Source organism: Shewanella maritima (assembly GCF_004295345.1).
GTDB classification, from domain to species: domain Bacteria; phylum Pseudomonadota; class Gammaproteobacteria; order Enterobacterales; family Shewanellaceae; genus Shewanella; species Shewanella maritima.
The window spans coordinates 3,596,935-3,623,589 of sequence record NZ_CP036200.1 but is presented as its reverse complement, the minus strand read 5'-3'; the positions used below and the strand labels follow the sequence as shown (position 1 = coordinate 3,623,589).

Genomic DNA, 26,655 nt, shown 5'->3' with positions numbered 1-26,655 from the left:
TAACTACAACCGCCAGTTATAATCACCAGTTATAATCACCAGCTAAGAGAGAAATTCATCGAATGCTCTGATGCTAAGAAAGGAGCGTTAATTAAACATCACTAGCAATCATAGTTTTAATAGGGAGTAGTTTTAATAGGGAGCAATTTTAAAGGGAATACAACAGCGTTAACCCAAGGTTAACGCTGCGGAGCATAAAGCTAGTCTATGGCTAGAATGACTTAGCGTTTAAAAGCGCTAAGCTAAATGAAGAATTACAGAACGTAATGAAGAGCGCAATAAAGAGCACATACACAGAGGAGGATTTCAAGTTAAAACCACATCAGCTTGATACCTACAACAAACAGCAATAACGCGAAGATCCGCTTGAGCACTTTTGTCGGCCACACAGTGGCGGCTTTGGCTCCGAAAGGTGCAACTAACATGGAGCTTAATATAATGCCAATCAGTGCAGGAATATAAATGTAACCTAAGGTGCCCATTGGCATCTGATCAACATTTAACCCCGCCAATACATATCCCACGGTTCCTACGAACGCAATAAGAAAGCCTGTTGCAGACGAAAAGCCAACCGCTTGACGCATTTGCAAGCCACAATAGCTTAAAAATGGCACTAACAACACACCGCCACCAATGCCCATTAGGCCAGCTACCATTGCAATCAGCAGTGAGCAGATAAACATAACCGTTAAGCTTGGCATGGTTTCACTTTTACTGGGTTTAAACTGAAATGCCATTTGCAGTGCCATTAACACCACAAATACCGCAAACACTTGCTGCAATTTGTCAGATGATATTTGCTCAGAAATAAACGCTGAAGATAATGCGCCGACGGCGATGCCCGGCACAATTGATTTGAACAAAGGCCAGGGAATATTGCCTTGTTTGTGATGAGCCCTTGCAGAAGACAATGAAGTTAAAATAATTGTGGCTAGTGAAGTTGCGATTGCAACATGGGTTAATTGCTCGTTGTCAAATCCAGCCCAAGGAAGTAGATAAATCAGCGAAGGCACAATAATCAGCCCACCGCCAATACCTAGCAGTCCAGCCAAAAAGCCGACAATCGCACCGATAGCCAAACAAATAGAAAAAATTAGAAAAATATTATCCACTTAACTTCTCGCTTGAATATTTAGTTAGCCTGAACTCTTAATCAACGATATGACACAACTCATGTTTGCGTACGAACGCCATCATGGTCTCGCGAACCTGATGGCCATTCGCAAGCATCATGACTTGCTTTAACACACCCTGCAGCTCATGCTGGTTTACTCGGCGCAATAAATAATTAACTCTAGCTAGGCTTGCCTGGTTCATACTCAATTTGTGATACCCCATCGCAACCAGCAATAGCGCGCCCAAAGGCTCACCTGCCAGCTCGCCACAAATACTGATATCAAGATCATATAAACGGCAATCTTCAACCGCACGCTTAAGTGCTCTCAGTACGCCAGGATGAAAACTATCAAACAAGGTACTGACACTCGGGTTATTGCGATCCACTGCCAGCAAATACTGAGTTAAATCGTTGCTACCCACTGACACAAAATCAACCCGCTGAGCAACATCTTGAAGCTGAAACAGCAATGCTGGTACCTCTAACATCACGCCAATTTTAGGTTTGCATATCTCTATATTTAACTCTTGTGTCAACTCTTGATAAGCTTGCTCAAGATAACCGAGCGCAGCATCGACCTCGGCAAGATTACTGACCATCGGCAGCAGAATATGTAGCTGCTGACACTCGTCGGCAGCTTGAAGCATTGCTCTTAGTTGCACCAAAAAAAGCTCAGGGTGATCTAGCGATAATCGTATGCCGCGCCAACCCAAAAATGGATTGTCTTCATTAATAGGGAAATAAGGTAAAGGCTTGTCACCGCCAACATCTAAGGTGCGCATCACTACTGTCTTGCCTTGAGCGGCCTGCAATATGGTGCGATAGACTGAAATTTGCTCGAGCTCACTTGGAAACCGCTGCTGCAGCATAAATGGGATTTCACTGCGATATAACCCTATGCCATCGGCGCCGTGGGTCGAAACATTTTCTACACCAGAAATTAGACCTGCATTCATTAGCAACTCAATACGCTGACCGTCTATGGTAACCGTAGGTTGATTAATTTCTGACTCAAATGCTTGTTGCTTCTGTATATCCGCAGTTAATAGCGCTCGATATTCATCGACCACTGAATTTGATGGAGAGACAAGTAACTCACCACGGTTTGCGTTAACGATCAGTAATTGCTGCTCAGTGCCTGCTGAAAGAATTTGCTCAACACCAACAAGCGCAGGGATCCCCATAGCTCGCGCAAGGATGGCACCATGGGCATTGACACCACCTTGTTCAGTAACGACCCCCGCTAGCTTATTTCGCGGGAATGCAACCAGCAAACTTGCATCAATCTCCTTGGCGAGAATGATCACAGGCTCATTGTATTCAAACTGTAACTGCTCAGGCTCAATAAGCTGTTTTAAAACCTTTTGCCCTAACTCGCGAATATCACTGGCTCGCTGCTGCAAGTATGGATCATCCATTTGCTCAAACTGAGCGATATAACGCAGCGACACACGGCTAACGGCTGACTCAGCTTGCCAGCCTTGGTTAATCTCATTGATATACTCGCCACCAAGACTATGCTCATCAAGCAAGAGTTGAAATGCGTTAAAAATAGATACTACGTCAGCAGCACTTTCTTGTTCGAAACGTTGCGACAGTGAAGACAGTTCTTCCATGCACGCTTCTTTTGCAAGTTTTAGCCTAGCTATTTCAGCATCTACCGCATCGGGTTTAATGGCAACGTCTTGCTGCTCCAACGCGATCGCACCACCAAACACGACCCCTTTAGCAATGGCAATACCACTCGATGCAGGTGTACCTTTATACACAACCTGATGCGCTGCACTATCGATTGAATCTTTATATTTTAAACTCTTTATCACTACGGCAAGCTGAGCGGCTAGCGTCATCAAAAAAGCTTCTTCACCCTCATCAAACTGCCTTGCTTGAGGTTGCTGCACCACAATGACGCCAACGACCACTTTTTGATAGATGATCGGAGCCGCTAAAAAAGCACGGTATTCATCTTCTTTGGCACCTGGGAATAATTTAAAACGAGGGTGAGTGCGTGCGTCAGCAAGGTTAACTAATTCTTCGCGCTGGGCTGCAAGACCAACTAACCCCTGAGTAACTGGCATCGCGACTTTGCCAATCGCATCAGGACTTAATCCATCTGTTGCCGATAACACCAGTTGTTGTTGCTCGAGAATATACACTGAGCAACATTGAGTTTGCATGGCGAGTTTAGTTTGCGTAACTAAGGAGGCTAAGGCATGCCCAAAGTCGCTAGCAGTAGCTACGGCTTGTGTGATATCCCTTAGCGTTTTAATCACTGTTTCACTCCTTATGAAATCAGCCTAGTTGTTGGCCTAAACTCAAACGGCGATGTTCTAACTTAAGCAGGCGCCAAAGCTAGAGCGAATAGGATGGAGAGCTAAAACTATTGAACTGGTATTGCAGCTCTAAGTTACTGGCTAGGAATAGTAAATACTGGAAAGTAGAAACGCATCATCACTACTATAGCTATGTGAGTAAACTCCCCTAACCTCTGCCGTGGCGCCCCCTTTTACGGTACGACTCTTTGCTCTGCAGCGACAACGTCGTCGATGCAAACTCCTTCATTACCTTTCTATATACATCACGTTTAAAAGACACGACTTGCCTAACAGGATACCAATAACTCACCCAGCGCCAGTCATCAAACTCAGGATGGCCGGAAGAATCAAGGTTAATCGCACTATCGTGACTTTTTAATTGTAGTAAATACCATTTCTGTTTTTGGCCAATGCACACAGGTTTGCTGTCATGACGCACCAAGCGCTTTGGCAGGCGGTAACGCAGCCATGAACGGGACGTAGTCAGAATTTTTACATGTTCTGGCTTTAGACCAACCTCTTCATATAACTCGCGGTACATCGCTTGCTCAGGCGTCTCACCATCGTCAACGCCGCCTTGCGGAAACTGCCATGAATGTTGACCGAAACGTCTAGCCCACATGACTTGACCAAACTTATTACAGATAATGATGCCCACATTGGCGCGAAAACCGTCGCTGTCAATCACATGGACTCCGAAATCATAAATCTTGTTAATACGTCTGATTGTTTCACAAAGCTCCTGTATCAGCAAATGGGGTTTAGCGCCATTTCTTTGGATAACCCTACGTCATTTACACTTTTATCAACAGATAAAGGTAATCAGTTTTATAGCTATCCACAATTTCTGTGGATATCTCTGTTCGAAACTCATTTATATCTGTGATTTTTTGCAAAAGATTAAAATATTACATATTAAAAACAGCTAACCAAAACACATAAACACAAACTAAATCATCAGTTTAACTAAAATCCCAAATAGATGACACCAACACCAACTTAAAGTGTATAAAAAAACACCACAAAAATTTATCAACATCGATTGTTATAACATCAGCTAAAGTTATTCACATAACGCAAGATAAAAATAGCAAAAAAACTGAAAAAAAAGCGTGAAAATGCCGTTGACGTCGACAATATGATCCTTTATAGCGTGTATTTTATTGGAGTTATCCCAATATTCTGTGGATAACTATGTTGGAAAGCGGCGGGAAAAGGTTAATTAACGGCTAACTCAAATAGCGAACGAGACTACCATTTCGACAAAAGTCTAAATAAAACAGTGTGATAATAAATATCCATGAGTAACTAATATCCTCAATGACTCGCTATGATGATATTTTGAACGCTACTGATAAATCTCAGTAACGCCACTTGCGAACCAAGAAAAATTACTGGAAGCTATCACTGGTAACCTCCCATTATTTGTCAACTAGAGTCACACCAATGCCAAGTTCTAGCCCTACATCAATTAGTGAACTCATGGCGCGTGCCAACCATATGGCTGGTATTCGCCTAGCCGATATTGCAGGCGAACATGGTATTCCAGTGCCTGAGAATCTCAAGCGCGAAAAAGGCTGGGTTGGACAACTCATCGAAACCGAGCTTGGCGCCCTAGCTGGCTCAAAACCCGAACCAGATTTTGCCCATCTTGGTGTGGAGTTAAAAACCATCCCAATTGATAATCAAGGCAAGCCAATGGAAACCACCTACATTACTGTTGCACCACTAACCGACATTGGCGGTCTCAGGTGGGAGCAAAGTGTGGTTTATCATAAACTGCGCCATGTACTTTGGATCCCTGTGCAAGGAGAACGCCATATTCCAGTGGGAGAACGCCGTGTGGGCAACCCGGTTTTATGGCAGCCTAGCGAGCTTGAATTAGCTCAGCTTCGCCAGGATTGGGAAGAGATAATGGAGCTTATTGCTCTTGGTAAGGTCGATACCATTACTGCTAAACATGGCGAAGTGCTGCAACTAAGGCCTAAAGCAGCTAATAGCCGTGTGTTAACTGAAAGCATCGGCCGCAACGGAGAAATTAAACTTTCTAACCCACGTGGCTTCTATTTAAAAATTGCATTCACTCAACAGATTTTGCGACGCGCATTTACATAAGTCCTTAGACTGAACCAGAGCAAGAAAATAATTCTACGGTTTTATCGACATAGGTTGGAATTTATCGACCCGAATTGATCTAGGTCACAATATTTACTAACACTCTGTGCAGATTTTCTATAAACTACTGGCTTTGATTTTTCAGCCAAAAGTACCGAATACCCCTAGTGAGAGCACGTCGACAAACAAAAAAATTACTCTTTGCCATACTGGCATGGTTTGTCGCCATGGCTGCGTTTGTATTTTTCCGTTATGCCCAATCACCTGAACTGCCGCAATGGGCTATTGGCGCTGCAGATCTTGCCACCCTTGCTGTGTTTATGGGCTTTGTATTTGGTAGCCTGCATTGGATGTCGAATGTCATTGCCGACATCAGTGCCATTAGTCGCCTGCCCTATATCTTCTCGGTAATTTTCAAAGGTTTATTCCTGTTGCTAGGGGCGATGACGCTGGCTTATGTCACCCAATTCTTAAATATGTGGGCTATTGAAAACCACATGGTGACGCTAAGGCAAATGCTCACAGCGCACATTCTATATACTCCAGCGTTTCAATCACTCATTCTATATTTAGTTGCGGTACGTGTTGGCCTGGCTTTTATTGAGCAAATGGGGCTTTTAGTAGGCCCACGAGTGCTACTTAACATTGGTATGGGCAAGTATCACCAACCAAGGTACGAGCAACGCCTGTTTCTATTTATCGACATGGCATCTTCTACCGCCCATGCAGAAAAGCTCGGTGACTATCGCTTTAGTCGCTTGATTCAAGATAGCTTTAGCATGCTTGCTGACACAGTAACTAACAACGAAGCTGAAATTTACCGTTATATGGGTGATGCAGTGCTAATTCATTGGCCGCTAAAAGAAGGCGTGAAAAATGATCGCTGCATGAACATTTACTATGAGTTTTGTCAGCAACTTAACTGGCAACGCAGTTACTTTGAAGAGCAATATGGATTTGTGCCTAAGTTTAAAGCCGCAGCACATTGTGGCCAGGTCGTAGCAGCCGTAGTTGGTGTACACAAACAAGAGATTAGCTTCTTTAGCGATGTACTCAATACCTTAGCAAGACTGCAAGACCAGTGTACGCCGCTAGGTCAGCGCATGCTTATTTCTGGTAGCTTACAACAGCGTCTAGACTTGACTGACAGCCAGTATGTTCTGGATAACTTAGGTCTTGTTACCCTCAAGGGCAAACAACACCCCACTGAAGTTTTTGGCGTTGCCCCTAAACGCTCTGCCAGTAATTAGCGCCAAACAAATCGTCCCAAACACCTATATCCTACATAACAAAACGGCGCACATATTCATATGTACGCCGTTTAAGTATCTATTCCACTTGTGTTCAATTGCTATATTTATTCAGCTTGTTGCAACAACTTCTCTCTAATCGCTAGACCTAAGGTTCTAAAGGTTTTAATGCGACTGGTAGTTTGGCGCCAAACCAAACCAATATCACGATACGGAGACTCACCTGGCGGCAACATGATATTCAAATCAGTGTCGTGCAATATCCCTGCATCGATAGCCATTTGCGGTAAAAAAGTAGTACCTAACTTGCTATTCACCATTTGTACCAAGGTATGCAGGCTCGTGGCGGCAAACGGATTAATCTTAGCGCTGTTACCTAGCTGGCAAGCAGTTATTGCGTGGCCCGTTATACAGTGCTCAGCCTGCAGCAGAAAAATACTTTCATCAGGCATTTCTTGGTAATTAATTGGCTGTGCCATGTCTAATGACAAATCTTGGTGGATCACCATTTTGAAAGGATCAATACCCACCTTCATACTGTGGAAGCCGCTAGTGTCCACAGGCAAAGCCAAAATAAGTAAATCGAGCTCACCCTTACCTAGCGCATCAAGCAATCGTTCTGTAGTGTCTTCTTTTAGTAGCAAGCTCAACTCAGGGTAATCCTGATGACACATCTTAACCACTCGGCTTAGTAAGAATGGTGCAATAGTCGGGATACAACCTAAGCGAATTTCACCAGTCATCGGCTCACCCTGATTCTTCACTAGCTCAACCAGATCATCAACATTGGTCAGAATATTACGCGCTCGCTCAACCACTTCTTCACCCGTTGCAGTGAACATAAATGACTTATGGTCGCGCTCAATTAACTGATGTCCAAGCTGCTCCTCGAGGTTTTGAATACCACTAGAAAGCGTTGATTGACTAACAAAACACTTCTTAGCCGCGCGGTTAAAGTTCTGCTCTTGATGCAAGTTAACCAAGTAAAATAGGTTTTTTAAGCTAGGTAGATTTTTCATAAAACCGATTGCTAAATTAAGATTTAATGAAGATAGTGAATTATCAACGCAGTTTTCACAAGTTAAGATGCTGTTATTGTGACCGGGATAAACAAATATCGCAGAGCATAGTACACGTAGAATCTAGATATGTGTGTTGGTTATTGACGCAATAGCTAGATAGGGGACTTAAGCTACTCGAGAGAGGGAATGAACAGCAGTGAATCGACTGGAAGTCACAAGCCGATAAAACAAAAACGCACAAGACGAATCAATCGCTTGTGCGTTTTAGCTAGAAACTTTTTACAGTCTAAACTTTCTTTCGATCGTGATTATGACTTAGCTTCTAAGAATAACTTTAGTTGTTGTAAATCTGCTTCTGCATGCTCTACAACCTCAGCTAGCCAAGCTTGGTTTTCTGTTTCCCAGCTCGCTTCTTCACCATGCTGCAGCTTTTGTGCAAGCTGTTGAATACGCTTAAGACCAACTGAACCAGCGGCACCTTTGAACTTGTGAGCTTCTGCACAAAGAGTATCTTTGTCACTAGCTTCGCTAGCTTTAACTAAGCTACCAACATACTCAGGCATAAGTTGCTCAAATAACACTACACTTTTAAGTAATGTTGCTGCACCAATTGCGCTGATATATTGCTCAAGTGTGTTGAGATCTAATACTGTCTCTAGTTCTGTCGTGGCCATTAAGGGCACCTCTAATTACAAGTGTAAGACATTGAAGTTAGGAATATCATACTCAGTAAAAGCGCCCATGCAAGAATAGCGACCGCTAGGCAGAGATATTAGCCAATACCCGCACAAAACTTTAACATTTTAGCAAGATTAATATTACCACCGCTCAAAAAAGATACGATTTAGTCGACTTTTGCACATTTAGTAACATTTAACCATAACTATTTGTTGGTAGTTTTAACGTTCAAATAAGGCACTGCCTTGACCACCAAATTCGCGTAGTTGATCGACAATGGCAACTAAGCCCTCCCACCTAAACGCACACCAATCTGGCGCCAACAACATTGGCTTTTTAGCATAAGCAGTGACTCGGTGAAAAATCACATCGCTTGGAGTATGACGAATAAGTTTAGCAACGTTTGTTGCATAATCTTGTTTTGAGATAGTATCGAGTGAACCATAGCGCCATTGTTTGGCCATAGTACTACCTTCGACTATATGTAGCGGGTGTACCTTCAGTCCTTCAACGCCGACCTTGAGCACATAGTTAAGACTATTCATATAATCTGCTTCAGATTCACCGGGTAGCCCCAAGATCAAATGAGTACAAACTTTTAGCCCTCGTTGATGAGCTCGTTCAACTGTATCTTGATACTGTGCAATACTATGACCACGATTAATGCGCTTCAACGTTTGCTCATTGGCAGTTTGTAGTCCAAGTTCCAGCCACACATAGATACCACGGTGTTGATACTCAACCAACAGGTCTAACACTTCATCTGGCACACAGTCTGGGCGCGTACCTATGTGCAAGCCAACGACGTTCTCATCAGCAAGCGCCTGATCATACTTATTTTTGAGTACTTCATACTCATCATAAGTGCTGGTGTAAGCCTGAAAATAAGCAATATACTTAGATTTTGACTGACGTGCACTGGGCAACAGGTTCTGCTTACCTTGGTGCAATTGCACCTCAATGCTTTGGCCTTTGCCTTGTTGCTCGTTGAACGAAGAAACATTGCAAAAAGTGCAGCCACCTTTACCTAAAGTGCCGTCGCGATTGGGGCAAGTAAATGCAGCGTCAATAGTGAGCTTTTTAATGCGTCCACCATAACGGCGTTTGCACTCTGCCCCAAACGTGTTGACGTAATCATCTAAGCCCATTGCTACTGCCTTTCATTAAAAAAGGCGCAATTTTAGGGAAAACTTAAACAGGAAACTTGGCGCTAAATCAAAAAACATGCTTTTTTTGCCCATATCGCAGGCAATCTAGCTAATTAACTGTCAATGTTTTAAACAAAACTGTCCTACAAACTCAATCAAAGTGAATAATTATACAAATAAACCCAATTAATCCCACAAAACTGTACTTGAAATAAAATTCAATATTTCTATATCAAAAACAATACATATGAAAATTTCAAACTAGGTCACACAATCGACAAAAACCAAACCAAAACACTATATATCAACAACATAAACCAACAGACCAACTCTTTACGTCAACGTAAACTTGACCGATATTTTCAAAAAATCAGTAATTAACTTTCATAAACTGCAGTTTTTTTGGTTTGACCTTTATTCATTCTCGGTTTAATTTGGATGGTTCGGGTGCATATATATGGAATATTCTAATTTTAACCCCGATGTCGTGTATCTATATAGCTTTAGGGGGTTGTATGAGCCTATATCATCCCAGTTTCGAAAGAGACAATTGTGGGTTTGGTCTGATTGCACAAATGGATGGTGAAGCCAGTCACCGAATTGTACGTACTGCGATTCATGGTCTTGATCGCATGAAACACCGTGGTGGTATTGCCGCCGACGGACGTACAGGTGATGGCTGTGGTTTGCTAATGCAAATGCCTAGAGAGTTTTTCAAAGCTGTTGCAGCAGAAAACGATTGGCACCTTAGCCGTAACTTTGCGGTGGGAATGTTGTTTTTAAGCCAAGATCAGCAAAAAGCTGACGAAGCCAAATTTATTCTAGAAAAAGAACTACAACGAGAAACCTTAGGTGTTGCAGGCTGGCGTAAAGTGCCTGTTAACAAAGAGGTACTAGGTGAGATTGGTCGCGAAAGTCTGCCGCAAATCTATCAAGTATTAATTAATGCACCTGTTGGCTGGCGTGAAAAAGATCTTGAGCGCCGCTTATATATGGCGCGCCGTCGCCTTGAACAACAAATTCAGTCAGAGCAAGACTGCTATGTCGCCAGCCTGTCTGGTCAGGTTATCGTTTACAAAGGTCTATTAATGCCTGCGGACCTACCGCATTTCTATCAAGACCTTGCTGACCTGCGCCTAAAAAGTGCGATTTGTTTATTCCATCAGCGCTTCTCTACTAACACTTCACCTAAGTGGCCGCTTGCACAGCCATTTAGATACCTTGCCCACAATGGTGAAATTAATACCATTACCGGTAACCGCCAATGGGCACGAGCGAGGGCTTATAAGTTTAGCTCGCCGCTACTACCTGATTTACAGCAAGCAGCGCCGTTTGTGAACGAAACCGGCTCAGACTCATCGTCGCTCGATAACATGCTAGAAATGCTGCTATCGGGCGGTATGGATCTATACCGCGCCATGCGTTTGCTTATTCCACCAGCGTGGCAGTCAAATCCAGAAATGGATGACGAGCTAAAAGCGTTTTACGACTTCAACTCTATGCACATGGAGCCTTGGGATGGCCCTGCGGGTATTGTAATGACCAATGGCCGTCATGCTGCTTGTGCGGTTGACCGCAATGGTTTGCGTCCGTCTCGCTATGTGATCACCAAAGACAGAATTATCACCCTAGCCTCAGAAGTGGGGATTTGGGACTACGCGGCAGATGAAGTTGTTGAGAAAGGCCGAGTTGGCCCTGGTGAGCTATTGGTTCTCGATACCCTTAATGGCAAGCTTTATCAATCATTTGAAATCGATAATGACTTAAAACGCCGTCATCCATACAAAGAGTGGATGGCGAAGAATAGCCAAACCCTCATTCCTGCTGACAAAGTTGATCAAGCAAAGCTGGGTGCGAGCGTGTTTGACAAAGACACCCTACTGCAATACCAAAAACAATTTGGTTATAGCCGCGAAGAACTTGAACAAGTCATTTGGGTATTGGCAAACAAAGGCGAAGAAGCCACTGGCTCTATGGGTGATGACACGCCGATGGCAGTGCTGTCGAAAAAGTCACGCTCGCTTTATGACTACTTCCGTCAAAAGTTCGCTCAGGTGACTAACCCTCCGATTGACCCGTTACGTGAAAAGCACGTAATGAGTCTGGCAACCTGTGTCGGCCGTGAGCAAAACCTGTTCTGCGAAACCACAGGTAACGCCTACAGGGTGATGTTTGACTCACCTATTTTACTGTTTAGCGACTTTAATCAATTGTTGGGGCTAGATAGTAATTACTACCGCGCCAATACGGTCGACTTAAATTACGATGCCAGCGAAAGCTTGGAGCAAGCTATCGAGCGTATTACTGACGAATCTGAGCGATTAGCTCGCAGTGGCACAACCTTGTTGGTGCTATCTGATCGCGCCGTCGGTAAAAATGTACAAGTTATTCCTGCGGCGATGGCCGTAGGTGCGGTGCAAACTCGTCTAGTCGATAAAAGCCTGCGCTGCGATACTAACATCATTGTTGAAACCGCATCTGCGCGCGACCCGCATCACTTTGCCGTGCTGCTTGGCTTTGGCGCAACTGCGATTTACCCATATCTGGTCTACGAGTCAATCTCGGCAATGGCTAAGCTTAACCAGGTAGACGACACAGCAGCACTAATGCTTAACTTCCGCTCAGGCACTGAAAAAGGCCTACGCAAAATCATGTCGAAAATGGGCATTAGTACCGTTGGCTCTTACCGCTGCTCGCAGCAGTTTGAAGCTGTGGGTCTGTCAAAAGAGGTGGTTGAACTATGTTTTAAAGGTGTTGTGAGTCGTATTGAAGGCGTGAGCTTTGAGCACATTGCTAGCGACCAAAAAGTGCTACACAAGAGCGCCTATCGCAAGCATGTACCCCTGCCTCAAGGTGGTTTACTGAAATACGTTGAAGGCGGTGAATACCACTGTTTCAACCCAGATGTCGTTAATACACTGCAAGCTTCACTCAATACTCGCGACTTTGCTAAATATCAAAAGTTTGCCGAGTTAGTTGATGACCGCCCAGTTGCCACCTTACGCGACCTTATCGGTATTAACGGCAATCAAAGCAGCATTGATGAAGCTCAGGTAGAAGATGCCAGCAACTTATATGGCCGCTTTGACAGCGCCGCCATGAGTATTGGTGCACTTAGCCCAGAAGCCCATGAAGCTTTAGCAGTAGCCATGAATCGTTTAGGTGGGCGCTCAAATTCAGGTGAAGGCGGTGAAGATCCAAGTCGCTTTTACTCAGAGCGAAACTCCGCGATTAAGCAAATCGCATCAGGTCGCTTTGGTGTAACGGCGCATTATCTGGTTAACGCTGAAGTGCTACAAATTAAAGTTGCCCAAGGCGCAAAACCGGGTGAAGGCGGTCAGCTGCCGGGTCATAAGGTAAGTGTGGAAATTGCCGGTCTGCGTCACTCGCGTCCGGGCGTGACCTTGATTTCACCGCCGCCGCACCATGATATTTACTCGATTGAAGATTTAGCTCAGCTAATTTTCGATTTAAAACAAATTAACCCAACAGCGCTGGTATCAGTGAAACTGGTATCTGAGCCTGGCATCGGCACCATTGCTACAGGTGTGGCAAAAGCCTATGCCGATATGATCACTGTCTCTGGCTATGATGGTGGTACAGGCGCAAGCCCAATCACCTCAGTTAAATATGCCGGCTCACCATGGGAGCTTGGCCTTGCCGAAGTGCATCAGGCGTTAGTTGAAAACGGCCTGCGCCATAAAATTCGTTTGCAAGTTGATGGCGGCCTAAAGACAGGTACTGACGTCATTAAAGCCGCGCTACTAGGCGCAGAAAGCTTTGGTTTTGGCACTGTGCCTATGATTGCATTAGGTTGTAAATACCTGCGTATTTGTCACCTGAATAACTGTGCGACTGGTGTGGCGACGCAAGATCAAAATCTTCGCGACAATCACTACCACGGCTTACCAGACAAAGTAGTCACCTACTTTGAATTCGTTGCCAAAGAAGTGCGTCAGTGGATGGCGAAACTAGGCGTAAGTGAGTTTGATAAGCTGGTTGGCCGCAGCGATTGGCTGCAAGCTTTAGATGGTCAAACCGAAAAACAACAAGGTTTAGACCTAGCACCAATTCTGTACCAGCCACAAGTACCACAAGGCACTGATATTACTTGGAAAGAGACTAATCCACCGTCTGATCCTGGTGCGCTAAACCAAACCTTAGTGACCGATTGTGAAGCCGCAGTATTGAATGCTGAGCCTTACGCAAATCAGTACGCAATTAACAATACCGACCGCTCAGTGGGCGCGAGTCTTTCTGGCTTTATCGCTACAAAGGTTGGCGTAAACGGCGCCAAAGAGACTATCTCGCTTGGCTTTAACGGCAGTGCAGGTCAAAGCTTTGGCGTGTGGAATAGCCCAGGCCTTGAGTTAAAACTATGCGGCGATGCCAACGATTATGTGGGCAAAGGTATGAGTGGCGGCAAGATTGTCATTCACCCACCTGTGGGCAGCCCGTTCCAGTCAGAGCGCAGCGCGATTATGGGTAACACCTGCCTTTACGGTGCCACTGGCGGCCGCGTATACGCTGCAGGTAAAGCCGGTGAGCGTTTTGCTGTGCGTAACTCAGGCGCTATTGCGGTAGTCGAAGGCCTAGGTGACAACGGTTGTGAATACATGACTGGTGGCATCGTGGTTGTGCTGGGTAAAACCGGGGTTAACTTTGGTGCGGGTATGACAGGTGGCTTTGCTTACGTGTTTGACCAACATCGCCGCTTCCACCGCCGGGTGAATACCGAAATGGTCGACACCCATAAGATTGAATCAAGCATTCAGCAGGCACACTTAAAAGAGCTGATCCAAGCCCATGTGCAAGAAACTGGCAGCGAACACGCCAATATGATTTTAAGCGACTTTGACAACTGGATTGACTGCTTTGTTCTGGTTAAACCTAAGAACATTGCAGTGGGCGATTTATTAAAAATCGAGCAGAAAAGTCCAGAGTTAGCGGTAAAGGCGGGGTAAACCAAGATGAGTAATGATTTTCAATTTATCGAAGTCGGCCGCGTAGACCCAACCAAACATGCTGCCGAGAAACGTGCGATAGAGTTTATCGAGATCTATCAACCATTCACACAAGGCCAGGTTGATGAGCAAGCAGACCGCTGCCTTGATTGTGGTAACCCGTATTGTGAGTGGAAGTGCCCACTACACAACTATATTCCAAACTGGCTCAAGCTGGCTAAGCAAGGGCGGATTATGGAAGCGGCTGATCTAGTTCATGAAACCAACACCTTGCCTGAGATTTGTGGCCGCGTGTGCCCGCAAGACAGACTTTGCGAAGGCGCATGTACCCTAAATGATGACTTTGGTGCCGTTACCATTGGTAATGTAGAGAAATACATTACCGACACAGCTATCGCTCAAGGCTGGCGTCCTGATATGACGCATGTTACGCCGCGTAAAGAGCGTGTTGCTATCGTTGGCGCGGGGCCTGCGGGCCTTGGCTGTGCAGATATTCTCGCTCGCAATGGTGTACAAGCCGTGGTGTTTGATAAGTACCCACAAATTGGCGGCCTACTTACTTACGGTATTCCGGCGTTCAAGCTAGACAAGTCTGTGATGGCAACTCGCCGCGCAGTGATGGAAGGCATGGGCATTGAGTTCAAGCTTGGCGTGACGATTGGCAAGGATATTAGCTTCCAGAGCTTACTGGATGAGTATGATGCCGTGTTCCTAGGTATGGGCACTTACAGCGCAATGAAAGCGCGCCTGCCAAATGAAGACGCTGAAGGCGTGATTCAAGCGCTGCCCTATCTTATTGGTAATACCCACCAGCTAATGGGTACAGAGTCAGCTGACACGCCTTACTTAAGCCTTGAAGGGCAAAAAGTTGTGGTACTCGGTGGTGGTGATACCGCTATGGATTGTGTGCGCACAGCTGTGCGTCAGGGCGCTGCGAGCGTAACTTGTGCATATCGCCGCGACGAAGCCAATATGCCAGGCTCGGTGCGTGAAGTACAAAACGCCAAAGAAGAAGGGGTTAACTTCTTATTCAATCGCCAACCAACGGCTATCAAAACTCAAAATGGCAAGGTAACTGGCATTGAATGCGTTGAAACCCAAATGGGTGAAGCTGATGAGTCTGGTCGTCAACGTGCTGAAGTGATTTCTGATAGCGAGCAAGTGCTAGAAGCTGACGCCATCATCATTGCCTTTGGCTTCCAGGCAAGTCCTGCTGACTGGTTTAAAGACTTTGGTATTGAGACCAATGATTGGGGTCTAGTTAAAGCAACTAAGCTTGATGACAATCCATTTCAAACCACCAATCCTAAAGTGTTTGCCGGTGGTGATATGGTGCGAGGCTCTGACCTAGTAGTTACAGCCATCGCCGAAGGTCGCGATGCTGCACTAGGCATCCTTAATTATCTTGAAGATTAATCACCTAACCTAGCTACAGAGCTAAAACGGCTCAAATAGCTAAAACGGCTCAAATAGCTAAAACGGTTAAACTAAAAAGTGCGCGGCTTTTATCAGCTGCGCACTTTTTATTGTCAGCCCTTTAACATATATCTAGCTGGCCTTAAATCCGCGCATTACAAAGGCTAGATTTTAATCAGCACTATCGCTTATGATGAATCTAGATTCACAATTTATACAGGACGTTCCTAGATGTGCCTTATTGCAAAAGTTGATAACAACAAAATAAAAAAAACACTACTGCTAACTCTGGGGCGGCACTGCTATCGCCGCTAGCAAATGCATCAGACACCCTGATTATTGCTGATGCTTATGTCGATGTCGCCAAGGGCAAAACCATTGAAGATGCAGCGATTGTGATCAGCGGTAATCAAATCACTCAAGTCACCCAGTACGATAAGCTCAGTAACCACAACCTATACAATGTCATCGACCTTAAAGGTAAAACACTAGTACCAGGTGTGATGGATATGCATGTTCACCTTTCGAGTAATGCCGATGACAACTTCCTCGCGGCAAAAAACCAATCGATACCGCGCAAGACCATTAAGGCGGTTAAAAATGCCCGTAAAAGCTTAATGGCAGGTTTTACCACGGTGCGCGATCTTGGCTCATCGGGTTATGCGGTTATCGCCACCCGAGATGGCATTAACGACGGCGACATTGTTGGCCCGCGTATATGGGCTGTGGGTCACTCCATTAGTGTCACCGGCGGCCATTGCGACGACAACTTCTCAGCCCCTGAAAAGCAAATTCGCGCCCAAGGTGTGGCAGATGGCCCATGGGCAGTGCGCGCGAAAGTGCGCGAAAACATTAAATATGGCGCTAACGCCATTAAAATTTGCGCCACTGGCGGGGTATTTTCTAAGGGGACTAAAGTCGGCATCCAACAACTTAGTGATGAAGAAATTAAAGCTGCGGTAGATGAAGCTCACATGCAAGGCATGGTGATTGCTGCTCACGCCCATGGCACTGGCGGCATCAAGGCTTCTATTAAAGCTGGCATCGACAGTATTGAGCATTGCAGCTTTATGGACCAAGAAGCCATTGATATGGCGGTTAAAGCCGGTACCTACTTATCTTGCGATATCTACAACACCGAATACACCCTCGCCTTTGGTGAAGCTAATGGTGTCCCGGAAGAAAACATCAACAAAGAAAAGCTGGTTTCAAAAGCCCAGCGTGATAGCTTTCGCCGCGCAGTTAAAGCGGGTGCAAAAATGGTATTTGGCTCAGATGCGGCGATTTACCCACACGGCGACAATGGTAAGCAATTCTCGCGTATGGTGAAGTTTGGTATGACGCCCGCTCAGGCCTTGCAAGCCGCCACCATCAATAGTGCAGCGCTGCTAAAACAAGACAAATTAGGGCAAATTAAGCCCGGCTTTCTAGCCGATATTATTGCAGTAGATAGCGACCCACTGAAAAACATCAGTGTGATGGAACACGTACGCTTTGTGATGAAAGATGGCGTGGTTTATAAGCAGTAATTAGCAATGACTCAGTGATTAACTCACCAACCTAAACCTGTGAGATAAAGCTCACCTCTGGCCGCCAACGATTTTCATTAATCTTGGCGGCCATGTTATATTGTCGCCTTTAATTTCAGTTATTTTTTAAGGTTGATTATGACTATCGCGATTATCGGCGCCATGGAACCAGAAGTGGTTCACTTAACTCAGGCTATTGTCGAACCTGTGCACACTACAATTGCAGGCATCGAGTTTGTAAGCGGTAAAATTGCTGGTAAAGACGTGGTGGTCACTCGCTCTGGTATTGGTAAAGTGGCTGCAGGTATCGCCACTACCTTAGTGATTGAAAAATTTGGCGCAACTCAAGTTATCAACACAGGCTCTGCAGGCGGCTTCGCTAAAGAACTTGCCATTGGCGATATTGTTATCTCATCAGAAGTTCGTTACCACGATGTAGATGTCACCGGCTTTGGCTATGAAATTGGTCAAATGGCAGCGCAACCAGCAGCTTTCATTCCAAATGCTGAGCTTGTACAAGCTGCGCAAAAAGCCGTTGCTGAGCTAGGTGAAGTAAAAGCCATTGAAGGGCTAATTTGTACTGGTGATAGCTTTATTTGCGATCCAGAGCGTACCAAAGTAATGGTTGATAACTTTCCAACCATGGCGGCATGTGAAATGGAAGCGGCAGCTATTGCACAGGTTTGTCATCAGTTCGGCACGCCTTTCGTGGTGATTCGCTCAATTTCAGACAATGCTAACGATGACTCATCAGTCGACTTTGACACTTACATTGTTAAAGCAGGTCATCACAGCGCACTAATGGTAATTGCACTGCTGCAACAGCTATAGCTTCTCCACCAGATATAGCATCTGCTACGCTAGGTTAGCGCATCTTTAAAAGGTAAAGGTTTTCGAACCTGATCGCTAACCTTGTAGCAGCGGCAAAACAAGCATATCCAACCTAGAGCCTCAAGGATTGAACCAGCCTAAATGAATAGCTTAGAGCCTATATGGCAACAGCTCACATCAGCCGAGGGCAGCTTACTGCAAAGTTGCGCGGTACTACTGTCGGCAATCTTGCTCGCCCGTTATGTGCCTATCATCAATGCATTAAACCCACTTATGGCATTTAGGCGGCTGGCTCACGGTATGGCGACAAAGGTCAATAAACCAGGGCGAGCCAATAGTCAGCGGCAAGTAGCCGGCATAATGGCAACCCTTTGTTTAACGCTGCCAATCATTGTCGCCAGCTATTTTATTACCTCACTTGCCGCTTACCCTTGGTTCTTTGAGTTCCTCATCTTATACCTTTGCTTGCCTGAGCTAAGCTTTTCAAGTGTTGCCGCGCAAATACAAAAGTTGCTAGCAAATGGTGACAAAGCCAAAGCCCGAGAACTACTTGCCAAGCATATTGGTTTTAAAACCGATTCACTTTCAGAAGTGGGCATCGCCAAAGCCACCATTGAGCTACAACTCACTGCGCCGCTGCATGGCTTTATTAGTGTTATTTTACTGTTCCTTATTGGCGGGCTGCCGCTAGTCATTGCAGCCAAACTGCTACGTCAGCTAGAGCTAAGCTGGCCAAGCTACCATCCCCAATATCAGGCGTTTTCGTCACTGGTATTTGCCTTAAATCGGGTGATTTACTTCATTCCTAAACTATTGTGGCTAGCTACCCTATCCCTGCCGCTAGGCCGCTCGCCAATGCCTTCATTTAATGCTGAGCTTACAAATCGTCAGCCAAATAATGACTATGCGTGTCATCATTTGGGCGCACACCTGCTTGGGATTGAGCTTGGCGGGCCGCAGCAGTTCGAGTCGACCACAAAAGGTGAAGTCACCCGTGTCGCGCGCGATAAAATCATCGCCGGAGCTATGCCGAGCAGAGATACAATAGGCGCAGCGACTAAGCTAGTGAGCCCAGCTTTTTACTTCTGGCTGGCACTTACCCTAGCGTTGCCGATTATCTGGTTTGCGCTAAAGTGGATTCGGAACATGTAATTTCCCCAGCAAAGGCGTTATTATCGCGCCTATCCTTAGCATCATGATTACGACCGAAAAGGTATCGCTTTGTTTGAACATATTCAGGTGTCACTCACTACACCAGCACTATTGTTTCCTGCTATTTCACTCCTGCTGCTGGCCTACACTAACCGCTTCTTTTCATTGGCGGCGCTTATTCGTAGCTTGAGTCAGACAAACGAGCCAGTACATCAAAACCAAATTAAGAACCTTAAGCAGCGCATTACCATCATCAGACGCATGCAAGAAACTGGCGTCAGCAGTTTTGCCCTATGCGTGCTGTGTATGATCTTAATTTACATCGGCTTTAATAAAGTTGGTTCACTGGTATTTGGTCTTAGCCTACTGTTGCTGCTGTATTCACTGATTTTATCTGTGATTGAAATTCGCATTTCAGTAGACGCATTAAACATTCACTTAAAAGAAATGAGTGATTCATGAACTGGATTTACTTTTTTGACCTATGTGGTACAGCCGTGTTTGCATTATCAGGCGCGTTAGCAGCAGGTAAGCATCGCATGGACCCATTTGGGGTTATCGTGCTCGCGGCGGTTACCGCTGTGGGTGGCGGCACAATTCGCGACGCCATTATTGGTGCCACGCCTGTATTTTGGATTACCGATCCTAACTATATTGCGGTAATTTTAGCCACTGTAGTGGCGTGTCTTATCTTTATTCGCAAGCCATACAAACTTTCTAACAAATCTTTGCCGATTGCCGATGCCTTTGGATTAGCCCTATTTACTGTGATTGGCGCTGAAAAGGCACTATCGCTTGAACTATCCGGTATGGCAGCCGTAGTGGTAGGATTGATCACCGGCGTCGGTGGTGGCATTATTCGTGACGTGTTGTGCAGGCAGGTGCCTATGGTGCTTCGCACCGAAGTTTACGCAACGGCATCAATTGTTGGTGGTATTAGTTACACCATAAGTTTACAAGCTGGGATGGGCAGCATGACGGCATTATCGTTAGCCATGTTAAGTACATTGATTATTCGTCTTAGTGCCATTCATTGGCATCTATCATTGCCAGCTTTTGATCTAAAAACCAAAAAATAACCAAAAGATATAAGAGATAGTACTGTGCGTGTAATTGTTTTGCTGCTGTGTTTGTTGTCACTTCCAACTAAAGCCAATGGTTTTGGCGAAATGCCTATGGAGCAACAATACGCCCTGCAATACATTCAAGCGCTCACCCACCACAACTATAAAGAGCTACGCAAGTTCTACTCGCGCGATAGTACCTTTTTCGATAAAACGGCTAATGTGAAATACACTGGTAGCCGTAACATTATCGAGTTTTTCACCCGCGCCCACAGTGGTGTGCTGGAATATCGCTTCGACCTCGACCACATGTTTAATCATGGCTCGCTAGTCGTGCTAATTGGCAGTTACCGTCTTCGCGGCCCAGGTGAACAATACGGCAAACCTGGTAAAGTGATTGATATCGCCGTACCCGGCATTACCACTTTAAAGTTTGATATGGATAAAAAGCGCGTTACCGAACATATTGATTTGATGGACTATCAAACCATGTCAGATCAATTGGCATCACAGTAATTGCAACCGAATCCACCATAGTCAAATTGTAAATTACCTCCTTCTAAAGAAGGTAACTTTGTGTTTCCTCCCTAAAAGGGGACTTTCAGTCATTTTGTAGTCTCAATGGTAGCTATAAGTAATGATATTTAAAGCCATTGAAAACATGGATGTTTTCGTTGAGCCCACAGGGAGGTGCTTGCCGCGTGCTTTTAATATCATTGCATAGCTAACTCAACCTCAAGCTAATCATGTCATGTAAACAAAAATACAGGCAAAGCCTAATTGATTGTGGCCACCTACTGAAGTGGGTGGTTTGGGACTTATAAGTGAAAACAAAAAAGCCAGTCTTGCGACTGGCTTTTCTACTTTTAATAACACCCAAGTGTCAAACGGGCTTAACCAACGGTTACTTTGGCAAACTTACGTTTACCAACCTGGAATACCGCGGTAATACCTGCTTCAAAGCGTTGGCGTGTATCAGTAACTTTCTCGCCGTCCATCTTAACAGCACCTTGCTTGATCATACGCATGCCGTCAGACGTTGAGTTAACTAGACCTGCATCTTTAAGTAAGTTAGCAATCGCTAACCCATCTTCTGGCGCAGTTAAGGTCACTTCTTCAATATCATCTGGCATCGCACCTTTTTGGAAACGATTGATAAAGGTTTGGTGAGCAGCTTCAGCTTGTTCATCGTCATGGAAGCGAGCGATGATCTCTTTAGCTAGTGCAATCTTAATGTCACGCGGGTTAGTGCCGTTCGCCACATCTTGTTTAAACTGAGCAACTTCTTCCAATGGACGGAAAGATAACAGCTCAAAGTAGCGCCACATTAGATCGTCAGAAATTGACATAATCTTACCGAACATGTCATTAGCAGGCTCGCTCACACCAATGTAGTTGTGTGCTGACTTAGACATCTTCTTAACGCCATCAAGACCTTCTAGCAGCGGCATCATGATAACTGTTTGTGGTTTTTGACCTTCAGCCTTTTGTAGCTCACGACCCATTAGTAGGTTGAACTTCTGGTCAGTACCACCAAGCTCGATATCAGCTTCTAATGCAACTGAGTCATACCCTTGCAGCAGTGGGTACATAAATTCATGGATAGCAATTGCTTGGCCAGAGCCGTAACGCTTTTTAAAGTCATCACGTTCCATCATACGCGCAACGGTTTGCTTTGACGCTAAACGGATCATACCCGCAGCACCTAACTCTTCTAACCAGCTTGAGTTGAACTCAATGCGAGTTTTTTGAGGGTCGAGGATCTTGTAGACCTGCTCTTTGTAGGTTTCCGCGTTAGCGATTACTTGCTCACGTGTCAGTGGCGGACGTGTGCTATTTTTACCACTTGGGTCACCCACCATGCCAGTGAAGTCACCAATCAAGAAGATCACTTCGTGTCCAAGCTCCTGGAAAGCACGTAGCTTGTTAAGAATAACAGTGTGACCAAGGTGAATATCTGGTGCGGTAGGGTCAGCGCCTAACTTTACGCGCAGTGGACGCCCTTCTTTAAGTTTTTCAATCAGATCTGCTTCCAGAAGAATCTCATCTGTACCACGTTTGATCTCTGCTAATACTTGCTCTAACTCAGCCATCTGTGCCGCAACTCCCACAGCCTAAATAAAATATAAAAATAAAGAGGCCTATGTTACTTGTTAGCCACAGCAAATGAAAGAGTGTACACTGGGCTGATAACAACGAAAAAGGCGAAATTGGTACATAAGTCAATGGCAAAGCTGATCACATTATTTAAATTACTGCCAAAGGCACATCAAATAATCATTAGTGTGCTGGCTGTATTTACTCTTGTTATCTTAATGATCCCTGCCGACAACGCTCAAGCATCAAAGCAAACTGGCAATGCCAATGAGCAGACTGACGAGCTCGCCCTTAATACGCGTTATCAAGTTCCCCTTTCTCAGCGCACACCAACGGCGCCAAGTCGCCGCTCAAGCACAGATGGTACAGATACCGAAGACGATCGCATTCTTGCCGAGCATCTCGCTAACCAAACCAGACTGGTAAAAACCCAAAAACACACTCAAGGCCAAGATGATATCACTCAGGATACCCCTCCTTATGATGAACAGGTTGCCGAGGTTGAGCAGGCAATTGACCAAGCCAAAGCTGAGTTAAGACAAGATCATAAAATTGAATACTATGAAGTCGCTAAAGGCGATACCTTAGGCGGCTTATTTAACCGCGCTGGGTTAACTCCAAAAGATGTTTACGACATCACCCAACTGCCACTCGCGAAGAAGAACCTGCTTAAGATTATGCCAGGTGAAGAAATCGCGATCACCAAGAGCCAGGACGAAAAACTCGTCCAGCTAAGCTATCAAATGAGCAAGATTGAAAAGCTCATCATTGATAAAAAAGACGGCAAGTATCACGAGCAAGTAGAGAAGAAGCAGGTCGAAACCCGCACCGCATTTATTGAAGCTAAAATTAGCAGCAACTTCTGGAATGCTGCCGCAAGTGCAGGTTTGTCAGCCAACCATATTATGCAGCTCGCCAATATCTTTGGTTGGGACGTCGATTTTGCCTTAGATATTCGTAAAGGCGATCATTTCGCGCTGATATTTGAGCAAGAGTATGCGGATGGTCAGTTCCTGCGTGACGGTAATATCCTGGCTGCGGAGTTCTATAACCAAGGCGACAGATACACAGCGGTGCGATACACCGACGGCGAATACTACTCTGAAGAAGGTAACAGCATGCGCAAAGCCTTCTTACGCTCACCAGTTGATTTCAAATACGTCAGCTCTAACTTTAACCCGCGCCGTTTGCACCCAGTAACTGGTCAGGTAAAAGCCCACCGCGGCGTCGACTATGTTGCCGCTATCGGCACACCAATTAAAGCCGCCGGTAAAGGTAAGGTCATCAAGTCTAGCTATAACAAATACAATGGTAACTATGTATTTATCAAACACAACGACACTTACACCACTAAGTATTTGCATCTTAACAAACGCAAAGTAAAGCAAGGCCAAACCGTTAAACAAGGGCAAATCATTGGTACCCTTGGGCGAACTGGTCGCGTCACCGGCGCGCACTTACATTACGAATTCATCGTTAACGGCGTACACCGTAACCCGCGCACAGTTAAATTGCCTAAGTCGACACCAATAGCCAAAGCCGAAAAAGCCAAGTTTAAACAGCTTAGCGCGCAGTTAATGGCTAAACTTAAATCTAATCAGCAACAGCAACTCGCTAGTAGTGAATAACAACAGCTAGCGGCTTGCCGAGTTCATAGTTTAACAATCATGACTAAACCTCAGTATTATATTGGCCTGATGTCAGGCACAAGTATGGATGGCGTAGACGCCGTATTAGTAGACTTTGCCGCAGGCGTGCCAGCCTTTGTTGCCGCCCATAGCGAACCTATTCCGCCGCATATTCTCGCCAACTTGCAGCAACTTTGCGCGCCTGCAAACAACGAGATTAACCGCGTAGGCCAAACCGACAGACACGTTGGCCAACTGTTTGCTAAAGCCGTCAATGCATTACTAGAACAAACTGGGCTTAACTCGACCGAGATTATTGCCATTGGCTCCCACGGCCAAACCGTGCGTCACATGCCAAACCTTGACCCTGGCTTTACCTTGCAAATTGGTGATGCCAATACCATTGCGATTGAAACAGGCATCGATGTAATTGCAGATTTTCGCCGCAAAGACATTGCCCTTGGCGGTCAAGGCGCGCCGTTGGTGCCAGCGTTCCACCAGCAAGTATTTAGTCAACCAGAGTTAGACCGAGTCATACTCAACATTGGCGGCATTGCTAATATCACCTTCCTAAGCGGCGATGGCGAAACCGTAATTGGTTTTGATACCGGCCCAGGCAACACCTTAATGGATGCCTTTATCCAACAAGAAAAGCAGCTTGGCTATGATGAAAATGGCGACTGGGCGCGCTCGGGTGAAGTACACAAAGGCTTGTTGTCGCAACTGTTGTCTCACTCGTATTTTGAAATGAGCTACCCAAAAAGCACTGGGCGAGAGCTATTTAATAACGACTGGTTAAGCCAACAACTGGCTAACTTTAGTCAAATTGAGCCACAAGATATTCAAGCAACCTTGCTTGATTTCACCTGCTATTCCATTGCTAATGATATCCGCCGCTTGACCTCAACAGGTGAAGTAATTGTTTGCGGTGGCGGCGCACTTAACCAAGCGCTGATGGCAAGGCTCACGCAAATTCTTGAGAACCATAAGGTGACCACCACCCAAAGCCTAAATATCGACCCTAAATGGGTTGAGGGAATTGCCTTTGCTTGGTTAGCTACGCGCTTCAACCACAGACAAACCGGCAACTTGCCCGCAGTCACAGGCGCTAGCCGCCGCGCAGTGTTAGGTTGCTTGTATCCTGCCAACTAATCACAGATTAACCTCAGCGCAGATGAATGCTATTATCTGCGCAATTAAATTATGTCGCTAACGGCTATACAGCCGTTAGCCCTCTACAGAGATAAGAGAATCGTCATGAGCCAAAAACAAAAGTCTGTATCAGAGCTAGTTAACGCTACTCCTGAAGCACGTTACGACTACCTAGTTGAACAGGTTAAAACCACCAAACAAATTTGGACACTTCAAGACCAAGACGGCTGCGTGATGCTAACCACAGAAGATGAAGACTGTATCCCAATGTGGCCAAGCGAAGAAACCGCTAACCTATGGGCAGTTGATGATTGGAAAAACTGTGAGCCACTGATGATCCCACTAGAAGAGTTTCAAGCTCGCTGGGTTCGCGGCATGGAAGATGACGACCTATTCATCGCGGTATTCCCAGTGCAAGAAGACCTAGGAGTGGTTGTACCGCCTTACGAAGTCGATCAGCGTTTAACACCACGCGCTAAAATCAAGCACTAATTCACTGTTACAAATGTAAGTTAGCAACGAGAACTAACCCATATGAGCGACAACAAGCTTGAAGTAACTGCCTCAGCCCAACAGCAACCTTCTCAGCAGCGATCTACTCAAAAAGAAAGTGAGCTACCAGAAAACGCGCAAGTGGCAAATGGGCAGTCAGCAAATGAACAAATCAGTCTAGCGCGCTTTCCTAAGCGATTACTGATTTTGATGGTAGTTTATATCCTAACCTCAGTCAGCGGCTTGCTCGCCAGCGATACCAGTAACAAACAATCACTGCTGTTTTGTGTACTCACGCTAATGTTGGTTGCTGCAGTATTTGGCCGCCAAAAAGCGGCGCTGTATATGCTGCGGGGTTATGCTGTGGTGCAAATGGCATTTTACAGCATGTTGCCGCTATTGATGTCAGGCGATGCGACGCCGCGAGAGCCCACTCGCTTTGAAGTTGGTCAATACTTTATTGAACTTGGTGATTGGTTTATTTACGGCTTGTTATTCGCGCTTGGTTTATGGCAACTGTGGGTAGGTTTCAGTAAGAGTGTCGCTAACTGCTTTGTGCGCAAAGTAAATATGAACATTCTCAGCTAGCTTAATTAAAGCGACTAGTAAAAACTAAAAAAGCCGTCATAAGACGGCTTTTTGTTTTTACTACCCTAGATACTTTATGTGCACATACCAAATACAC

Annotated in this window: 21 protein-coding genes; 14 read left to right on the top strand and 7 right to left on the bottom strand. The window is 45.4% G+C overall.

Translation table 11 applies throughout. The features are described 5' to 3' along the window. Window positions 1-311: 311 nt before the first annotated feature. The 3 genes from EXU30_RS15350 to rppH all read right to left on the bottom strand — a co-directional run bounded on the left by EXU30_RS15350 (window position 312) and on the right by rppH (window position 4,120). Window positions 312-1,112, bottom strand: a complete 801-nt coding sequence (locus EXU30_RS15350; protein ID WP_130601475.1) for a sulfite exporter TauE/SafE family protein — start codon at window positions 1,110-1,112, stop codon at window positions 312-314. Between the two features lie 37 nt (window positions 1,113-1,149). After that, on the bottom strand, window positions 1,150-3,390 hold the full coding sequence (ptsP, locus tag EXU30_RS15345; protein WP_130601473.1) for a phosphoenolpyruvate--protein phosphotransferase: 2,241 nt from the start codon (window positions 3,388-3,390) through the stop codon (window positions 1,150-1,152). A 208-nt stretch (window positions 3,391-3,598) separates the two neighbouring features. After that, window positions 3,599-4,120 (bottom strand): RNA pyrophosphohydrolase, encoded by a 522-nt coding sequence (rppH, locus tag EXU30_RS15340; RefSeq protein ID WP_130601471.1) that lies wholly within the window; start codon window positions 4,118-4,120, stop codon window positions 3,599-3,601. 758 nt (window positions 4,121-4,878) lie between these two features. Here rppH and mutH point away from each other — a divergent pair. Both mutH and EXU30_RS15330 read left to right on the top strand, forming a co-directional pair. Next, window positions 4,879-5,547: a DNA mismatch repair endonuclease MutH gene (gene mutH, locus EXU30_RS15335; RefSeq protein WP_130601469.1), complete on the top strand. Its 669-nt coding sequence runs from the start codon at window positions 4,879-4,881 to the stop codon at window positions 5,545-5,547. Between the two features lie 227 nt (window positions 5,548-5,774). Continuing rightward, window positions 5,775-6,797, top strand: coding sequence for an adenylate/guanylate cyclase domain-containing protein (locus EXU30_RS15330; protein ID WP_210147182.1), 1,023 nt, complete (start codon window positions 5,775-5,777; stop codon window positions 6,795-6,797). Between the two features lie 107 nt (window positions 6,798-6,904). Here EXU30_RS15330 and oxyR read toward each other — a convergent pair whose 3' ends face one another. From oxyR to mnmL, 3 genes are all read right to left on the bottom strand, one after another. Next, the gene (gene oxyR, locus EXU30_RS15325; RefSeq protein ID WP_130601465.1) at window positions 6,905-7,816 is read right to left on the bottom strand and encodes a hydrogen peroxide-inducible genes transcriptional activator OxyR; all 912 of its coding nucleotides are present in this window, start codon (window positions 7,814-7,816) and stop codon (window positions 6,905-6,907) included. A 311-nt stretch (window positions 7,817-8,127) separates the two neighbouring features. Continuing rightward, entirely contained in the window at window positions 8,128-8,493 is a 366-nt protein-coding gene (locus EXU30_RS15320; RefSeq protein WP_130601463.1) for an Hpt domain-containing protein, read from the bottom strand. Window positions 8,494-8,718: 225 nt separating this feature from the next. Then, window positions 8,719-9,645 (bottom strand): tRNA modification radical SAM protein MnmL/YtqA, encoded by a 927-nt coding sequence (gene mnmL / locus EXU30_RS15315; RefSeq protein ID WP_130601461.1) that lies wholly within the window; start codon window positions 9,643-9,645, stop codon window positions 8,719-8,721. Window positions 9,646-10,160: 515 nt separating this feature from the next. On the opposite strand from mnmL, the gene gltB reads away from it, so the two are divergent. The 8 genes from gltB to EXU30_RS15275 all read left to right on the top strand — a co-directional run bounded on the left by gltB (window position 10,161) and on the right by EXU30_RS15275 (window position 21,117). Then, the gene (gene gltB / locus EXU30_RS15310) at window positions 10,161-14,609 is read left to right on the top strand and encodes a glutamate synthase large subunit (RefSeq protein WP_130601459.1); all 4,449 of its coding nucleotides are present in this window, start codon (window positions 10,161-10,163) and stop codon (window positions 14,607-14,609) included. 6 nt (window positions 14,610-14,615) lie between these two features. Next, entirely contained in the window at window positions 14,616-16,025 is a 1,410-nt protein-coding gene (locus EXU30_RS15305; protein WP_130601457.1) for an FAD-dependent oxidoreductase, read from the top strand. A 299-nt stretch (window positions 16,026-16,324) separates the two neighbouring features. Next, a complete protein-coding gene (locus EXU30_RS15300) occupies window positions 16,325-17,554 on the top strand; it encodes a Xaa-Pro dipeptidase (RefSeq protein WP_242620418.1) in 1,230 nt (409 codons plus the stop codon). Window positions 17,555-17,692: 138 nt separating this feature from the next. After that, the gene (locus EXU30_RS15295; RefSeq protein ID WP_130601453.1) at window positions 17,693-18,385 is read left to right on the top strand and encodes a 5'-methylthioadenosine/adenosylhomocysteine nucleosidase; all 693 of its coding nucleotides are present in this window, start codon (window positions 17,693-17,695) and stop codon (window positions 18,383-18,385) included. Window positions 18,386-18,526: 141 nt separating this feature from the next. Then, on the top strand, window positions 18,527-19,537 hold the full coding sequence (locus tag EXU30_RS15290) for a cobalamin biosynthesis protein (protein ID WP_130601451.1): 1,011 nt from the start codon (window positions 18,527-18,529) through the stop codon (window positions 19,535-19,537). A gap of 81 nt (window positions 19,538-19,618) precedes the next feature. Beyond that, entirely contained in the window at window positions 19,619-19,999 is a 381-nt protein-coding gene (locus EXU30_RS15285; RefSeq protein ID WP_130603536.1) for a DUF2721 domain-containing protein, read from the top strand. Next, window positions 19,996-20,616, top strand: a complete 621-nt coding sequence (locus EXU30_RS15280) for a trimeric intracellular cation channel family protein (RefSeq protein WP_130601449.1) — start codon at window positions 19,996-19,998, stop codon at window positions 20,614-20,616. The genes EXU30_RS15285 and EXU30_RS15280 overlap by 4 nt, the downstream gene beginning before the upstream one ends. Window positions 20,617-20,640: 24 nt before the next feature. Further along, a complete protein-coding gene (locus tag EXU30_RS15275) occupies window positions 20,641-21,117 on the top strand; it encodes a nuclear transport factor 2 family protein (RefSeq protein WP_130601447.1) in 477 nt (158 codons plus the stop codon). 377 nt (window positions 21,118-21,494) lie between these two features. Here the strand turns inward: EXU30_RS15275 and tyrS are convergent, their stop codons facing one another. Then, window positions 21,495-22,694, bottom strand: coding sequence for a tyrosine--tRNA ligase (tyrS, locus tag EXU30_RS15270; protein WP_130601445.1), 1,200 nt, complete (start codon window positions 22,692-22,694; stop codon window positions 21,495-21,497). 132 nt (window positions 22,695-22,826) lie between these two features. Here tyrS and EXU30_RS15265 point away from each other — a divergent pair, with 132 nt between their 5' ends. The 4 genes from EXU30_RS15265 to EXU30_RS15250 all read left to right on the top strand — a co-directional run bounded on the left by EXU30_RS15265 (window position 22,827) and on the right by EXU30_RS15250 (window position 26,558). Further along, window positions 22,827-24,326, top strand: a complete 1,500-nt coding sequence (locus EXU30_RS15265; protein ID WP_130601443.1) for a peptidoglycan DD-metalloendopeptidase family protein — start codon at window positions 22,827-22,829, stop codon at window positions 24,324-24,326. A 39-nt stretch (window positions 24,327-24,365) separates the two neighbouring features. Next, window positions 24,366-25,478: an anhydro-N-acetylmuramic acid kinase gene (locus EXU30_RS15260; protein WP_130601441.1), complete on the top strand. Its 1,113-nt coding sequence runs from the start codon at window positions 24,366-24,368 to the stop codon at window positions 25,476-25,478. A 105-nt stretch (window positions 25,479-25,583) separates the two neighbouring features. Next, window positions 25,584-25,970 (top strand): DUF2750 domain-containing protein, encoded by a 387-nt coding sequence (locus tag EXU30_RS15255; protein ID WP_130601439.1) that lies wholly within the window; start codon window positions 25,584-25,586, stop codon window positions 25,968-25,970. Between the two features lie 42 nt (window positions 25,971-26,012). Beyond that, entirely contained in the window at window positions 26,013-26,558 is a 546-nt protein-coding gene (locus EXU30_RS15250) for a hypothetical protein (RefSeq protein ID WP_130601437.1), read from the top strand. Window positions 26,559-26,655 lie beyond the last annotated feature (97 nt).

Bases quoted from the DNA above. Each gene is read 5' to 3' on its own strand.
- EXU30_RS15265 (WP_130601443.1), top strand. From the start codon at position 22,827: ATGGCAAAGCTGATCACATTATTTAAATTACTGCCAAAGGCACATCAA.
- oxyR (WP_130601465.1), bottom strand. From the start codon at position 7,816: ATGAAAAATCTACCTAGCTTAAAAAACCTATTTTACTTGGTTAACTTG.
- mutH (WP_130601469.1), top strand. From the start codon at position 4,879: ATGCCAAGTTCTAGCCCTACATCAATTAGTGAACTCATGGCGCGTGCC.
- EXU30_RS15260 (WP_130601441.1), top strand. From the start codon at position 24,366: ATGACTAAACCTCAGTATTATATTGGCCTGATGTCAGGCACAAGTATG.
- gltB (WP_130601459.1), top strand. From the start codon at position 10,161: ATGAGCCTATATCATCCCAGTTTCGAAAGAGACAATTGTGGGTTTGGT.
- EXU30_RS15250 (WP_130601437.1), top strand. From the start codon at position 26,013: ATGAGCGACAACAAGCTTGAAGTAACTGCCTCAGCCCAACAGCAACCT.
- EXU30_RS15280 (WP_130601449.1), top strand. From the start codon at position 19,996: ATGAACTGGATTTACTTTTTTGACCTATGTGGTACAGCCGTGTTTGCA.
- EXU30_RS15330 (WP_210147182.1), top strand. From the start codon at position 5,775: ATGGCTGCGTTTGTATTTTTCCGTTATGCCCAATCACCTGAACTGCCG.
- EXU30_RS15305 (WP_130601457.1), top strand. From the start codon at position 14,616: ATGAGTAATGATTTTCAATTTATCGAAGTCGGCCGCGTAGACCCAACC.
- EXU30_RS15295 (WP_130601453.1), top strand. From the start codon at position 17,693: ATGACTATCGCGATTATCGGCGCCATGGAACCAGAAGTGGTTCACTTA.
- mnmL (WP_130601461.1), bottom strand. From the start codon at position 9,645: ATGGGCTTAGATGATTACGTCAACACGTTTGGGGCAGAGTGCAAACGC.
- EXU30_RS15255 (WP_130601439.1), top strand. From the start codon at position 25,584: ATGAGCCAAAAACAAAAGTCTGTATCAGAGCTAGTTAACGCTACTCCT.
- tyrS (WP_130601445.1), bottom strand. From the start codon at position 22,694: ATGGCTGAGTTAGAGCAAGTATTAGCAGAGATCAAACGTGGTACAGAT.
- EXU30_RS15290 (WP_130601451.1), top strand. From the start codon at position 18,527: ATGAATAGCTTAGAGCCTATATGGCAACAGCTCACATCAGCCGAGGGC.
- EXU30_RS15320 (WP_130601463.1), bottom strand. From the start codon at position 8,493: ATGGCCACGACAGAACTAGAGACAGTATTAGATCTCAACACACTTGAG.